A 14,351-nucleotide genomic window follows, 5' to 3' on the forward strand; every position below is an offset into this window, starting at 1 on the left:
CTGCCCCGGGCCGTTGCTTAACTCGCGAGTAACTACGGGGGTGGATTCAGACTAAGGGGCGACCGGCCGGGACGTAAGACTCCGCGCCCGGACACTTCCGCCGGGGAGCCGCCCGTGACGTGCGAAGGGGCCCGCCGCGCGCCGGGCGCGGCGGGCCCCTGGGCGTCCGCCGCGTCCGCCGCGCCCGCGGCGGGCGGCGGACGGCGGCGGCGGACCGGGCGCTACTTCTTGTTCTTGGCCGAGGCCGAGCCGTCGTCACTCGACAGCACCGCGATGAAGGCCTCCTGCGGCACCTCCACCGAGCCGACCATCTTCATCCGCTTCTTGCCCTCCTTCTGCTTCTCCAGCAGCTTCCGCTTGCGGGAGATGTCACCGCCGTAGCACTTGGCGAGGACGTCCTTGCGGATGGCGCGGATGGTCTCGCGGGCGATGACCCGGGAGCCGATGGCGGCCTGGACCGGCACCTCGAAGTTCTGCCGCGGGATCAGCTCCCGCAGCTTGGCCACGAGCCGCACGCCGTACGCGTACGCCTGGTCCTTGTGGGTGATGGCGGAGAAGGCGTCCACCTTGTCGCCGTGGAGCAGGATGTCGACCTTGACCAGGGAACTGCTCTGCTCGCCCGTGGGCTCGTAGTCCAGGGAGGCGTAGCCGCGGGTCTTGGACTTGAGCTGGTCGAAGAAGTCGAAGACGATCTCCGCGAGGGGGAGGGTGTAGCGGATCTCCACCCGGTCCTCGGAGAGGTAGTCCATGCCGAGGAGGGTCCCGCGCCGGGTCTGGCACAGCTCCATGATGGCGCCGATGAACTCGGTCGGGGCGAGGATCGTCGCCCGGACGACCGGCTCGAAGACCTCCTCGATCTTGCCCTCGGGGAACTCGCTCGGGTTGGTGACGACGTGCTCCACGCCGTCCTCCATGATCACCCGGTAGACCACGTTGGGCGCGGTGGCGATCAGGTCGAGGCCGAACTCGCGCTCCAGGCGCTCGCGGATCACGTCGAGGTGCAGCAGGCCGAGGAAGCCGACGCGGAAGCCGAAGCCGAGGGCGGCGGAGGTCTCCGGCTCGTAGACCAGCGCGGCGTCGTTGAGCTGGAGCTTGTCGAGGGCCTCGCGCAGCTCCGGGTAGTCCGAGCCGTCCAGCGGGTAGAGGCCGGAGAACACCATCGGCTTGGGGTCCTTGTACCCCCCGAGGGCCTCCTCGGCGCCCTTGTGCTGGGTGGTGACGGTGTCACCGACCTTGGACTGGCGCACGTCCTTCACACCGGTGATCAGGTAGCCCACCTCGCCGACGCCGAGGCCGTCGGCGGGGAGCATCTCCGGCGAGTTGGTGCCGATCTCCAGCAGCTCGTGGGTCGCGCCGGTGGACATCATCCGGATGCGGTCGCGCTTGTTGAGCTGGCCGTCGATGACCCGGACGTAGGTGACCACCCCGCGGTACGAGTCGTAGACCGAGTCGAAGATCATCGCGCGGGCCGGGGCGTCCTTGACGCCGACCGGGGCGGGGATCTCGGCGACCACCTTGTCCAGCAGCGCCTCGACCCCGAGACCGGTCTTCGCGGACACCCTGAGCACGTCGCCGGGCTCGCAGCCGACCAGGTTGGCCAGCTCCTCGGCGAACTTCTCGGGCTGCGCGGCCGGCAGGTCGATCTTGTTCAGCACCGGGATGATCGTGAGGTCGTTCTCCATCGCCAGGTACAGGTTGGCGAGGGTCTGCGCCTCGATGCCCTGGGCGGCGTCGACGAGCAGGACCGTCCCCTCGCACGCGGCGAGCGAGCGCGAGACCTCGTAGGTGAAGTCGACGTGCCCGGGGGTGTCGATCATGTTGAGGATGTGCGTGCTGCCCTTGTCGTGGGTGGGGGCCCACGGCAGGCGCACCGCCTGGGACTTGATCGTGATGCCGCGCTCGCGCTCGATGTCCATGCGGTCGAGGTACTGGGCGCGCATCTGCCGCTGCTCGACCACACCGGTCAACTGGAGCATCCGGTCGGCGAGCGTGGACTTGCCGTGGTCGATGTGCGCGATGATGCAGAAGTTGCGGATCAGAGCCGGGTCGGTACGGCTCGGCTCGGGCACATGGCTAGGGATCGCGGGCACGCAGGGTCCTGATTCTTGAGGCGTCCGCAGTGTCTGCGGTCTCGGGTCGGATCGTTACGCAGCCTCCATCGTCCCACGGGTGGGGACCGTGGCGGGGTCCGGGCGGGCCCCCGGCCGGGTCGGGGCCGGGCCGGAGCCGGGCCCGGGGCCGTCCCCGGGGGCCCGGGGGCGGGGAGCCGGGCGGTCCGCGGGGCGGGGGCCGGGTGCTTTTGGGAGGTCCGGCGGGCCGCTGGTAGTGTGGGTGGCTGTGTCCCGTGCCCTCGATCGGTACGGGACACGTCGGTACATATCGAAAGAGAAGGCTCATTTCGTGGCGAACATCAAGTCCCAGATCAAGCGGAACAAGACCAACGAGAAGGCCCGGCTGCGCAACAAGGCCGTCAAGTCCTCTCTGAAGACCGCGATCCGCAAGGCCCGCGAGGCCGCTGCCGCGGGTGACGCCGAGAAGGCCACCGAGTACCAGCGCCTCGCCGCGCGTCAGCTCGACAAGGCCGTCTCGAAGGGCGTCATCCACAAGAACCAGGCCGCCAACAAGAAGTCGGCGCTGGCGCAGAAGGTCGTCGCCCTCAAGGGCTGAAGTTCCTGACTTGACCGCCGGGAGGAACCAGAGCGGGCCCTCTCTCATCCGCTCCCACCCGGCATCCCGTGACCCGCGCGCGGCCGCGTTCGCGAGTCGGGTCGACTTTCACACCCCCGTGAGGAGCATCGAGCCCTCTACCTCGATTCACGGACAGACTTCGTAGTGCGCCACGCTGCGACAACGCCCCCGGACCCACTCCGGGGGCGTTGCTGTGTCATCACGACGGGTCGGCCGGGGCGCAGCGCGTCGCCCCGGCTCGAGGCCGGAGGGCGTCGGGCCGGTGCCCGTCGCGGTCCGGGCCGCGGGCGTCCGCCGTCTACGCGGCCGACCTGCGGCGCCTCGTCGGCCAGATCACCGCCCTCACCGACCTGCCCGACACGACCCGCCTCCCGCTCGGCGAACTCCACGCGGCCCTCGCCCTCGACGACCCGCCGCCCTCATCGCCCCCCCCTGGCCGCCGCCCGCCCCCACCTGGCCGCCACCCACCCCGACCTCGCCGCCCGGCTCGACGCCCTCACCACCCCGTAGCCCTCCGCGGCCTCGGTGGGCGCGGCCGACCAGTGGCGTGCCCGCCGGTTCCACGCCGTCCCGGCGTCCGGCACCGTGCTGCGTCCGGCCGCCTCCGGCGATCCGCGGGCATCGACAGGACGCCTGTTCGGAGGTGGCCTGAATCCGGCCACTCATTCGTGTGAGCCGCGCATATGTGGCTCTGTGGAAGAGCAGGACCGGTGCGGCGGGCCGCCCTGACCCATGGGCCTCTTCTCGTGGAGCGGGTGACCCGGACCGACCACCGGAACAGATCCAGGAGGCATTCATGGCCACCGAGTTGCAGGAGAGCTTCTACCGCCGGATCGACGCCGTGCTGCGATCGAGGGACGAGGGGCAGATCGCCTGGTTCCTCAAGGACACCCAGTACGTGCGCTACGACCTGAAGACCGACGAGGGCGTCAACGGAGCGAAGCCGATCGCGGGGCACTGGGCAGGACTCCCGGACTCCTTCACCCGAGGCATCGACGCCGCACTCAACCGCCGCGACCAGCCGACCGTGGGCTACCTGTTCAAGGACGACCAGTACGTCCGCTACAACCTGGAGGCCGACGAGGCCGCGCCCGGGTACCCGAAGACCATCGCGGAGGGATGGACGGGCCTGCCCGCCGCGTTCCAGCAGGGCCTCGACGCGGCGGTCAACCACCCGAGCGACGACGAGATCGTCTGGTTCTTCAAGGACGACCAGTACGTCCGCTACAACGTCCCCGAGGACAAGGTCGTCGTCGGCCCAAGGCGATCAAGGGCAACTGGCCCGGCCTGCCGGACTCCTTCAACCGCGGCATCGACGCCGCCGCCCCCCACCCCACCAACCGCGACAAGGTCTACCTGTTCAAGGACGACCAGTACGTCCGCTACGACCTCGAAGCCGACCGCGCCGACACCGGCTACCCCCAGCCCATCAAGGGCAACTGGCACTTCTTCAGCTGACCACAGCCGACCTGGGCACCGGCCCCCGGCCGAGCCGACGGCACCGGCCGGACCGGCCGCCAGGCCCCCGCCCGAAGCGATCCGCGCCCACGTTCGCGCCGGTCGGGGCGCGGCAGGGGGGCGAGGCGGAGCAGGCCGCGGGGCGCCCGTCCGCCCCTGCGGCGCCGCTCCGGCACCTGAACCGCTCGCCCACCTCGGTGGCCGCGGAGTCAGGCATGTCCGCCACGCCGCGCTCGGGTCTTCTCGTCGTCACCGTCCTCGACGAGACCAGCGAGTCGTACGTGTCGGTCTCGTACGGCCCACCGGTGTTCGGACGGCTCGGCAGGAGGTCGCCGTCCTGAGGGGAGTACCCGAAGACGGCATGGATCATCCGGAGAACAGGGTGATCACGCCGTGATCGGGCGCGCGCCCGGGTACTGCGGGAAGTGGTCAGACGCCGAACGCGGGAGGGTACTGGATGGTGCCGGTCGGGACGGGGCGGGCGTCGTCGAGGGCAAGAGCCATCATCGCTTCGTCGGGTACGTCGAAGGGTGCGCGGATGCCGAGGCGGGATGCGGGAGCGAAGCCGAACCGCGGATAGTAGGCGGCATGGCCCAGTACGAGGACGAGGTTCTCCCCCATGGCCCGGGCAGCGTCCAGGGCAGCGCGAATGGCGGCGGAACCGGCGCCGGTTCGCCGGGCCGAGGGCAGCACGGCGCACGGGGCCAGGGCGAGAGCGGGCCGGCCGTCGACATGGCAGCGAGTGAGCAGGGCGTACCCGACCGGGGCGCCGTCGGGGGTGGCGGCGATCATCGACAGGCCGTCCAACCAGGCACCGGGGTCCGCGCGCAGGGCGTCGACGATGCCGGCCTCTGCGGCCGTGGGAAAGGCTGCGAGGAGAATGTCCCGGACGGCGGAGACGTCCTCGGCGGTTTCGGGGCGAGCGGTCCAGGTGGTCATGGTTCCCTTCAAGGGTTTCGTGGGTGCGAAGCGGGCAGGCCACGTCCCGCCGGGCGGGCACGCGACGGTGCGCGGCGCCTCCGGACGGACCGGCGGGGAGCACCCCCGTCGGGCCCGGCCGGCGCGGGGTGCCGGCTCGACGCGCTCACCCTCCGGTGCGCGGCCCTGCGCGCCGCCCGGAGCCGACGGGCTTCTGCGTGCCAACTCTCGCTCATTCGGTGGTCGTTGGACTTCTGCGGTTGTCGTGACGGACACGGATCAGGGGCGGGCGCTGGGCGGCGGGGCGACGAACGGGTGACGACCGGTGTCGCTCATGAGTCGGGCCGCGAGATCACCGAACCGACTGCGGCGACACGGTCGGCCAAGTCGCCCGCAGGGATGTCGATGAGTTCGAAACCGAACGAACGGTAGCTCTGTTCATAGATCTTCTCGAATACGAGCGACTCCTGGAAACCGATCCGCCGGGCGCTGGTGGTCTCACAGAATCCCAGATTGCGGACGAACAGCACCTGTCGCTCGTAGACCTCCTCGGCAGTGATCCGCTGGATCTCTGCCGTCAGCGCACTGGACACCGGCCGCCCCAGGTAGTGCGCGAGCGCGTGGGTGCAGACGGGCGACCGGTCGAACACCTGGACGGAGTCCGTGGCCGGGGTTCCCAGCTGCCGTTGCTTCTGCAGTTCGACGACCTCGTCGATGAAGGATGCCCGCGCCCACGGCTCGGCCTCGCCCCGAGCCTGCGCTCGTGCGATGACCGCGGTCGCGGCCTCCTCGACCACCTCGAAGCCCTGCCTTGCGAGACATCGCAGGATCGATGTCTTGCCCGCGCCCGGCGTGCCGGTGAGAACGTACCGCCGCATGCTCAGAGACCTTTCGTGCGTCATGGGACTGGTCCACCGCTGCCCGGCAGAGCTCTCGTGAAGACATCGAGCCGGTGGGCCCCGGAGAGAGTTGTCGTCCAGCCGTGTCCGCTCGGTCACGGCCCGCCTGCGGGACACCATCGCCGAACGCGGCTGGCCGCCGTCCACCTGGACCGGGGCGGACGACCGAAGGTTCCGCCCGGTTGCGGCCGAGTTCGGTGCCGTGGGCGCATGGCTGCCGGGGCAGGTGCCGACCGGGATGTCGAGCGCCCCGGTGGTGGGATGGGGCGACAGTCGGTGTCCACGGGACCGGACGCGGACCAACTTCATGGGCTCCCGATGCCACGACGGTACGGGAGCGTCGCGGCTCTCTCTCCCCCCGCTCCGAACGGTAGACGTCGGTTCAGACAGCCTGGCCGCGGCCCCGGGAGCGGGCCGCTCGGGCGATGGTGACGACGGCTCTCTCCAGGGCGTACTCGGGGTCGTCCCCGCCGCCCTTGACGCCAGCGTCGGCCTCGGCGACCGCGCGCAGGGCCACGGACACTCCGTCGGGGGTCCAGCCGCGCATCTGCTGCCGGACCCGGTCGATCTTCCAGGGCGGCATGCCCAGCTCACGGGCGAGGTCGGCGGGACGGCCGCCGCGCGCGGAGGACAGCTTGCCGATGGCCCGCACGCCCTGCGCCAGGGCGCTGGTGATCAGCACCGGCGCCACCCCCGTCGCCAGCGACCAGCGCAGCGCCTCCAGCGCCTCCGCCGTCCGGCCCTCGACCGCGCGGTCCGCGACGGTGAAGCTGGAGGCCTCGGCACGCCCGGTGTAGTAGCGGCCGACGACCGCCTCGTCGATGGTGCCCTCCACGTCCGCCACGAGCTGTGACACCGCCGACGCCAGCTCCCGCAGATCGCTGCCGATCGCGTCCACCAGCGTCTGGCACGCCTCGGGCGTGGCCGACCGCCCCGCCGCGCGGAACTCGGCCCGGACGAAGCCCAGCCGGTCCGCGGGCTTCGTCATCCTCGGGCAGGCCACCTCGCGCGCGCCCGCCTTGCGCGCGGCGTCCAGCAGGCCCTTGCCCTTGGCGCCGCCCGCATGCAGCAGGACGAGGGTGATCTCCTCGGCGGGCGAGGAGACGTACGCCTTCACGTCCTTGACCGTGTCGGCCGAGAGGTCCTGCGCGTCGCGCACGACGACGACCTTGCGCTCGGAGAAGAGCGAGGGGCTGGTCAACTCGGCGAGGGTGCCGGGCTGCAACTGGTCGGGGGTGAGATCGCGCACGTCCGTGTCGGCGTCGGCGGCCCTCGCCGCGGCCACCACCTCCTGCACGGCGCGGTCGAGCAGGAGGTCCTCCTGGCCCACGGCGAGCGTCACCGGGGCGAGGAGGTCGTCGTTCGCAGTCTTCCTGGCCATCGCGCCAAGCATCCCACGCGCCACTGACAACGCGTCCCGCACCGGCACCCCACGCCCCCGGCCGGCGCCTCCCGTCCGGCGGCGGGCGTCACGGCTCCTCGCGCCAGCCGTCCCACTCGCCCGCGAACGCGTCCAGCGCGGCGGCGTCCAGCCGCCCGGCCGCGTCCCGCAGGACGACGAGCCACTGGGCGTCCTCGGCGTCGTCCTCTCCGGCCAGGGCGTCCCGGAGGAGCCGCGGCTCCTCGTCGACCCCGAACCGCTCCCCGAGCGCCTCCGCCGCCTCCTCCGCGGCGTCGCGGTCGGGCAGCACCAGCACATGTCGCACATCGTTCACGGGAGCCATTGTCGGGCACCGCCGGGGACGCTGCGGACCGGTCAGCCCTTGGGCACCAACTGCACGTCCAGTTCGACGCGGATGCTCGGCCCGACCACCGCGATCCCCCGCGCCAGCATCGTCTGCCAGCTCATGGTGAAGTCGTCGCGGTGCAGTTCGGTGGTGGCCCGGCAGGCCGCGCGGACCTCGCCCTCCACGCCGTTGCCCAGCCCGAGGTACTCCAGGTCCAGCGTGACGGTGCGCGTCACGCCGTGCAGCGACAGGGCGCCGGTGAGGCCCCACTTGCCGCCGCCCCGGTGGGCGAGCCGGTCGCCGTAGAACTCCAGGACCGGGAACCGCTCCACGTCCAGGAAGTCGGCCGAGCGCAGATGGTCGTCCCGCATCCGCACGTTGGTGTCGATGGAGGCCGCGTCGATCACCACGTGCATCGCGCTGCGCTCCACCTCGTCCGCGATGCGCACCACCCCGGCGAAGGAGTTGAACCGCCCGTGGACGCGGGCCAGTCCGATGTGCCGCGCGGTGAACGCGATCGAGGAGTGTGTGGGCTCGATCTCCCAGTCGCCCGGCGCGGGCTGCTCCGGCGGCCGGGCCGCCCGGAGCGTGATGTCACCGAGCGGGGCGAGGGAGTCCTCGGCCACCGCCACGGACGCCCGGTAGGGGGTGTGGCCCTCGGCGGACACCGCGAGCCGGTACTCCCCCGCCGGCACCGTCGCCACGAACGACCCGTACGGGTCCGTGCCGCCGCCGACCACCTTGCGCCCCATGGCGTCGGTGACCGAGAACTCCGCGTGCGGCACCGGCTCGTGGACCGGGTCGAGCACCCGGCAGCTCAGCACCCCGGCGCTGGGCGGTGTCCGCACCGCCGCCAGGGGGCCCGTCCGTCGCGTACGCCGTGTTCGGTTTCCCAGCCAGCGGCCGATCATCTGCGACACCCTCTGTGTGACCCGAAAGAACTGTTACCAAAAGCCCATTCGAACATCCATGGCGCTTTACCGCCAACACAGGGTCACAAGATGGGAATTCTCACACTCCGGACACATCCGGCACTCGGTCGAGCACGATGCCGAACCTCTCCCGGTACACCGTCAGCACCTCCTCGTCCGTCGCCAGGTCCCGTTCCTCCCGGTGCCCGTCGGCGGCCGTCACCACCAGCCTGCGGCCGCGGAGCGTGACCCGCCCGCCGTCCTCGGTGAGCCGGGAGCAGACCGGCGACGTCACGAACCGCGACCGCGGCGAGGTGCTGTGCCACCACGCCCCGGTCACGAAGTCGGACAGCGCGCGGGGCGTCGTCTCCAGCCGGTAGACCGGCGTCCCGTCGCGCAGCACGTCCAGGTCGCCGGGGCCCGCCGAGCCGCCCGCCGTGTCCCGGCCGCCGGGCGCGGGGCCCGCCCCGGTCACCCGGAAGACGCCCCCCGGCTCGTGCTGGTCGCCCCGCTCCCCGAGGTCGAGCGGATGGTGGCTGTGCGCGCCGAACCCGATGTCGGCCAGGAGGTCACCGCCGTCCTCCGTCCGCACCCGCAGCGCCATGTGGTCGTACGGGATGCCGAGCCGGCCGCCGTCCCCGTAGGTCCGCGCGGCGAGCAGCTCGACCTCGTAGCCGAGCGAGCGGAGCAGGGCCCCGAAGAGCCCGTTCAGCTCGTAACAGAACCCGCCGCGCCGGGCGCCCGCCACCTTCTCCCACAGCCGCCCCTCCTCCAGCACGATCTCCTCGCCGAGGTGCACGGACAGGTTCTCGAAGGGCACCTCCACCAGGTGCCGCAGGTGCAGCTCCCGCAGCGCCCCGGCGGTGGGGCGGGCCGGACGCCGGGCACCGATGCGGCGGAGGAGGAGGTCTGCCTGGGCGGTTTCCATGGGTTCAGTCTGCCTCCCGCTCCGTCGCCACCCGCAGGGAGGTCGCGGTGCCCGTGACCGCCACAGAGCCCTCACGGTCCGTCCGCAGCACGGCCGCGCCCAGTGCGCGCAGGGCGGCCAGGGTCCCGGGGGCGGGGTGACCGTAGGAGTTGTGCGCACCGCAACTGATCAGCGCCAGCCTCGGGGCGGCAGTCCGCATCAGACCCGCGTCCTGGTGGGCGGAGCCGTGGTGCGCCACCTTCACCACGTCCACCCGCCCCACGGCCCCCGCCGCGCCCGGCGAGCCCAGCAGCCGCCGCTGCGCCGGGGGTTCGAGATCGCCCAGGAGCAGCAGGCGCAGTCCTCCGGTGCGGACCAGCAGGGTGACACTGGCGTCGTTCGGGCCCTCCCCGGGCACCGGGGGCTCCGGCCCCGGCCAGAGCACCCGCCACTCCAGGGACCCCGCCCGGCGCCGCTCCCCGGACACCGCCCGCCGCACGGGGATGCGCCGCGCCGCCGCCTGCCGGCGGACGGACTCCGCCTGCTCCGGCGGCTGTTCCAGGGCCGTCGTCTCGATCGCCGCCACCGAGCGGCCCCGCAGCACCCCGGGCAGCCCGGCGACGTGGTCGGCGTGGAAGTGGGTGAGGACGACGAGCGGGACGCGGGTGACGCCGAGCGAACGCAGACAGCGGTCCACGCGCTCCGGATCGGGACCGGCGTCCACCACCACGCCCGCGCCCCCGCCCGCCGCGAGCACCAGCGCGTCCCCCTGGCCGACGTCGCACATCACCAGCCGCCAGTCCGGCGGCGGCCAGCCCGTGAGGACCCGGACCAGGGGCGGCGGCCGCATCACCGCCAGCACCAGCAGCACCGCGCACAGGACGCACCACCACGGGTGCCGGAGCAGCCGACGGCCGGTCAGCAGCAGGGCCGCGATGACGAGGGCGAGCAGCGCGGCCCCGCCCCAGTCCCCCGGCCAGTCCACCCCCGACCCGGGCAGCGCCGCCCCGGCGCGGGCCACCCCGGCGATCCACCGGGCCGGCCAGGAGGCGCACCAGGCCAGCGCCTCGGCCACCGGCATCGCCAGCGGGGCCGCCGCCAGCGCCGCGAAGCCCAGCACGGTGGCCGGCGCCACCGCGAACTCCACGAGCAGGTTGCACGGCACCCCCACCAGGCTCACCCGGGCCGACAGCACGGCGACCACCGGCGCGCACAGGGCCTGGGCGGCGGCGGTGGCGGCCAGCGCCTCCGCGAGCCTCGGCGGGACCCGGCGGCGGCGCAGGGCCGCGCTCCATCCCGGGGCGATGGTGAGCAGGGCCCCGGTGGCGAGCACGGAGAGCAGGAAGCCGTAGGCGCGCGCCAGCCACGGGTCGTACAGCACCAGCAGCAGGACCGCCGTGGCCAGGGCCGGGATCAGGGACCGGCGCCGCCCGGTGGCGAGGGCGAGCAGCGCGACGGAACCGCAGGCCGCGGCCCGCAGCACGCTCGGGTCCGGGCGGCAGACCAGGACGAAGCCCACCGCGAGCAGCCCGCCGAGCAGCGCGGTGGCCCGCAGCGGCAGGCCGACGCGGGGCGCCAGGCCGCGCCGCTCGCTGTGCCGGGCGAGACCGGGCGGGCCCAGCAGCAGGGCCAGCAGAATCGTGAAGTTCGCGCCGGACACGGCCAGGACGTGCGCGAGATCCGTCTCCTTGAACGCCCGGTCCAGCTCCGGGGTGATCCGCGAGGTGTCCCCGACGACCAGCCCGGGGAGCAGCGCCCGCGCGTCACCGGGCAGACCGGCGGTGGCCTCGCGCAGCCCTGCGCGCAGCCGTCCCGCGAACCGCTGCGGGGCCGAGGGGCCCGCCGTCACCTCCGGCGCTCCCCGGGCCCGCACCCGCAGCACGGCGGCGATCCGGTCCCCGCGGGTCAGCGGCGGCGCCGTGCGCGCGGTCACCCGCAGCCGGGTCGTCGGCAGCAGCCCGAGCCAGCTCGGGGCGACCGGCTCCCCGGCGGCGGCGCCCGGCCGCACGGCACCCACGTCGACGAGGAGCAGCACCGGTGTCCTGGTCACCGCCGCCGCTCCGTCGGGGCCGGTCACCTCGCGCACGTCGGCCTCGATGAGGACGGTGGGCGGCACCGCCCGGTCCCCGTTCACCCGGGGCCGGGTGAGCCGGGGGTCGGCGGTGACCTCCACCTCCGCGGTGACGGTGGCCGCCCGCCGCGCCAGCCCGGGCAGCGGGCCGCGGCGCAGGTCGGCGCCGTGCAGCGCGGCCGATGCGGCGGCAGCGGCGACGCAGAGGAGGACGGCGGCGACCGCCACCCGGGTCGGCCGCCCCCACGCGGTGCGCCGGTGCGCCCGGTCCCGACGCGCCGTCAGCAGCAGCGCGCCCGCCAGGACCGCGCTGCCGGTCACGAGACCGACGGCCCATCCGGACGGCAGCCCCGTCGTCACCGCGGCCGTCGCCCAGGCCGCGAGTGCGGGCGGCACCAGCCGCAGGTCCGCCGGTGCCTCCTGCCGGGGCCGGGCGGCGCCGAGCCGGTGCCCGGAGGCGGCGTGCACGGACGCGCGCCGGCCGCCGGTGGCTCCGGCGGGACGGCCGGGGCCGCCGGGACACCCGGCAGGGCCGGGGCCGGGGCCGAGGCCGGGACCGGGGCCGGGACCGGGGCCGGGACCGGTTCCGGGCCTTCGACCGCCCCTGCCAGGACCGGGGGCTTGGCGGGGGCCAGGGGCCCCGCCGCCCCGGCCCGGACCGCGGTCCGGGCGGGCGCCGGAACCTCCGCCGCTCCCACCGCCCCCACCGCCCCTATCAGGAGCGCGCCCCGTGCCGGCAGCACAGCCGGGAACGGGTCCGGAAGCCGGACGCGGATCGGGGTCGAAGCCTGCTTGAGGACGACGGTGGGGAGTGGGGACGGTACCGGTCCCGAGGCGGAGGACGGGGACGGGACCGGAGCCGGGAGCAGATCCAGGACCAGGGCCGGGTGCGGGTCCCGGGGCCGGACCGGGGCCGGAGCCGGGGGCGTGGCCGGCACAGGAGCCGGAGGCATGGCTGGCACAGGGGCTGAAGCCGGGGGCGAGGCCGAGGCCACGGCCATGGTCGACACCGGGGCTGGCTCCGTGGCCCCCGTGGGCATGGGGGCCGGAGCCGGGGCGGAGGGCGGGATCGGGGCCTGGGGCCGCGAACGGTGGCCTCATGGCCGTACGAGGTCGCGCAGATCGGCGAAGCGGCGCTCGCCGATCCCGTTGACCTCCCGGAGTTCGTCCACGGAGCGGAAGCCTCCGTGCCGGGTGCGGTAGTCGACGATGTGCTGGGCCAGCACGGGGCCGACGCCGGGCAGTGTGTCGAGCTGATCGACGGTGGCCGTGCCGAGGGAGACCGGAGCACCGGGGGCCGGGGCTCCCGGCACGGTGCCCGCCCCCTGCGGGCCCGGATCGGGCGGCTGGGTCGCGCCCACGATCACCTGCTCACCGTCCACGAGGAAGCGGGCGCGGTTCAGCCCGTCGGTGCTCGTACCGGGCCGCACCCCGCCGGCCGCGCGCAGGGCGTCCGCGACGCGGGACCCGGCCGGCAGCCGGTGCACGCCGGGCTCACGGACCTTGCCGCCGACGTCCACCACGATCCCGGGCGCCGCCGACGCCGTGGGTGCGGGCGCGGCCGGGACCGGTCCCGCCTCCGGGGCCCTGACATCGAGGGCCGCCTGCCGGACCACCTCGGGGGCGGCAACGGAGTGGGGGCGCGCGGCCCGGTAGTGCTGGACGGCGAAGGCGGCGGCGACCAGCAGCAGTACGGCGAGGGCGGCCACACCGCGCCGTTCCATCCCGCACCGGGCCTGGAGCCATACCGGCATCCGCTCCCGCAGCGCCCACCCGGCCCGCTCCCGCCAGGCCGCCCCGGCGACGCGCTCTCCGGCACCGCTCGCTCCGGCACCGGCTGCCCCGGCACCGGTCTCCCCGTCGCCGGACCTCCCCGGCCGGAGGGCCGCCCCTCCCTGGTACGTCTCCGACCGGTACGCCTCCGCGCCGGGCCTCTCCTCACGGGTGTGCTCAGCACGAATCCGGTCGGCGCGGGTCGCGTCGGTGCCATTCCCTTCGACGCGGCCCCTGTTGGTGCGGGTCTCCTCGGCGCGGAACTCCTCGGCGCTGTACTTCTCCGGAGACACGTCCCCAGGGGCACCTGCCGAAGGCGGCCCGGCGAAGCCCGGTCCCCTCCCGGCCCCGTGCCGCCTCCCGGCCGTGCCCTCCGGATCGACTCCGTCCCACGACTCGGCCCCTTGCCTACGCCCACGTACCCAGCCCTGTTCCGAGGCCAGTGGGGCCGGGGTCGGGGCGGGAACAGAAACCGAAACAGCGGCAGCGGCAGCGGCAGCGGCAGGGACCTGAACGGGGAAGGCGTCCGGCTGCCGTCCCTCCGAGGGCTCCGGCCCTTCCGCCCGGCCCGCCTCTCCGGCCGCCCAGGTGCCAACGGCTCCGCGCCATGCGCCGGCCGTCACCTCCTCACCGTGCCGGCCCCCGTCCGCCGGGAACGCCCTCGGCTCCGGCTGCGGCTCCCAGTCGTCCAACGGCCCCGCCGACCGGGCGGCACCGGCCGACCCGTCCCAGGTATCGGCCGCCCGGCCGTCGTCATCTCCTTTCGCCTCTGGTCCGGCGGGCGGGCTCGGCACCGGTCCGCGCTCCCCGTCCGGCCGCGCCCCAGCCACCCCCGCCCGCGCGGTCCCGCCCTGCCTCCCCGTCAGGTGGGCGGGACGACCGGGCCCGCCGCTCGGCACCGCCCAATGGCCCCAGGCGCGTGGGAGAGGTCCGGGGTGGGGCACCGAATCCGCCCGCAGGGGCGTCCGGGTACCGGCAGTTGCGTCCGCTGCGACGAAC

At 74.3% G+C, this 14,351-nt stretch carries 11 protein-coding genes; 2 read left to right on the plus strand and 9 right to left on the minus strand.

Going from position 1 to position 14,351, the window contains the following annotated elements:
* Window positions 1-221: 221 nt before the first annotated feature.
* Window positions 222-2,090, minus strand: coding sequence for a translation elongation factor 4 (gene lepA, locus GTY84_RS03895; RefSeq protein WP_161224667.1), 1,869 nt, complete (start codon window positions 2,088-2,090; stop codon window positions 222-224).
* Window positions 2,091-2,400: 310 nt separating this feature from the next.
* On the opposite strand from lepA, the gene rpsT reads away from it, so the two are divergent.
* A complete protein-coding gene (rpsT, locus tag GTY84_RS03900) occupies window positions 2,401-2,667 on the plus strand; it encodes a 30S ribosomal protein S20 (protein ID WP_161224668.1) in 267 nt (88 codons plus the stop codon).
* Window positions 2,668-3,484: 817 nt separating this feature from the next.
* Window positions 3,485-4,543: a hemopexin repeat-containing protein gene (locus GTY84_RS03905; protein ID WP_161224669.1), complete on the plus strand. Its 1,059-nt coding sequence runs from the start codon at window positions 3,485-3,487 to the stop codon at window positions 4,541-4,543.
* Window positions 4,544-4,575: 32 nt separating this feature from the next.
* On the opposite strand, the gene GTY84_RS03910 is transcribed toward GTY84_RS03905, so the two are convergent.
* The 8 genes from GTY84_RS03910 to GTY84_RS03945 all read right to left on the minus strand — a co-directional run bounded on the left by GTY84_RS03910 (window position 4,576) and on the right by GTY84_RS03945 (window position 13,645).
* The gene (locus tag GTY84_RS03910) at window positions 4,576-5,085 is read right to left on the minus strand and encodes an N-acetyltransferase (RefSeq protein ID WP_161224670.1); all 510 of its coding nucleotides are present in this window, start codon (window positions 5,083-5,085) and stop codon (window positions 4,576-4,578) included.
* 311 nt (window positions 5,086-5,396) lie between these two features.
* Window positions 5,397-5,942, minus strand: coding sequence for an AAA family ATPase (locus GTY84_RS03915; protein WP_161224671.1), 546 nt, complete (start codon window positions 5,940-5,942; stop codon window positions 5,397-5,399).
* Between the two features lie 403 nt (window positions 5,943-6,345).
* Window positions 6,346-7,344 carry a DNA polymerase III subunit delta gene (gene holA, locus GTY84_RS03920; RefSeq protein WP_202549122.1) on the minus strand — a complete coding sequence of 333 codons (999 nt, stop codon included), beginning with the start codon at window positions 7,342-7,344 and terminating at the stop codon, window positions 6,346-6,348.
* 88 nt (window positions 7,345-7,432) lie between these two features.
* The gene (locus GTY84_RS03925; protein WP_161224673.1) at window positions 7,433-7,678 is read right to left on the minus strand and encodes a hypothetical protein; all 246 of its coding nucleotides are present in this window, start codon (window positions 7,676-7,678) and stop codon (window positions 7,433-7,435) included.
* A gap of 41 nt (window positions 7,679-7,719) precedes the next feature.
* On the minus strand, window positions 7,720-8,601 hold the full coding sequence (locus GTY84_RS03930; protein ID WP_161224700.1) for a YceI family protein: 882 nt from the start codon (window positions 8,599-8,601) through the stop codon (window positions 7,720-7,722).
* Window positions 8,602-8,701: 100 nt separating this feature from the next.
* Window positions 8,702-9,529: an arylamine N-acetyltransferase gene (locus tag GTY84_RS03935; RefSeq protein ID WP_161224674.1), complete on the minus strand. Its 828-nt coding sequence runs from the start codon at window positions 9,527-9,529 to the stop codon at window positions 8,702-8,704.
* Window positions 9,530-9,533: 4 nt separating this feature from the next.
* Window positions 9,534-12,047 carry a ComEC/Rec2 family competence protein gene (locus GTY84_RS03940; protein WP_161224675.1) on the minus strand — a complete coding sequence of 838 codons (2,514 nt, stop codon included), beginning with the start codon at window positions 12,045-12,047 and terminating at the stop codon, window positions 9,534-9,536.
* Window positions 12,048-12,676: 629 nt separating this feature from the next.
* On the minus strand, window positions 12,677-13,645 hold the full coding sequence (locus GTY84_RS03945) for a ComEA family DNA-binding protein (RefSeq protein ID WP_345943333.1): 969 nt from the start codon (window positions 13,643-13,645) through the stop codon (window positions 12,677-12,679).
* Between the last annotated feature and the right edge of the window lie 706 nt (window positions 13,646-14,351).

The sequence above is a fragment of the Streptomyces sp. SID8352 genome (assembly GCF_009862265.1).
GTDB lineage: Bacteria > Actinomycetota > Actinomycetes > Streptomycetales > Streptomycetaceae > Streptomyces.

What these genes read in the sequence shown, in the direction of transcription:
- GTY84_RS03910 (WP_161224670.1), bottom strand. Translation starts at nt 5,085, where the DNA reads ATGACCACCTGGACCGCTCGCCCCGAAACCGCCGAGGACGTCTCCGCC.
- GTY84_RS03930 (WP_161224700.1), bottom strand. Translation starts at nt 8,601, where the DNA reads ATGATCGGCCGCTGGCTGGGAAACCGAACACGGCGTACGCGACGGACG.
- GTY84_RS03935 (WP_161224674.1), bottom strand. Translation starts at nt 9,529, where the DNA reads ATGGAAACCGCCCAGGCAGACCTCCTCCTCCGCCGCATCGGTGCCCGG.
- GTY84_RS03905 (WP_161224669.1), top strand. Translation starts at nt 3,485, where the DNA reads ATGGCCACCGAGTTGCAGGAGAGCTTCTACCGCCGGATCGACGCCGTG.
- GTY84_RS03915 (WP_161224671.1), bottom strand. Translation starts at nt 5,942, where the DNA reads ATGCGGCGGTACGTTCTCACCGGCACGCCGGGCGCGGGCAAGACATCG.
- holA (WP_202549122.1), bottom strand. Translation starts at nt 7,344, where the DNA reads ATGGCCAGGAAGACTGCGAACGACGACCTCCTCGCCCCGGTGACGCTC.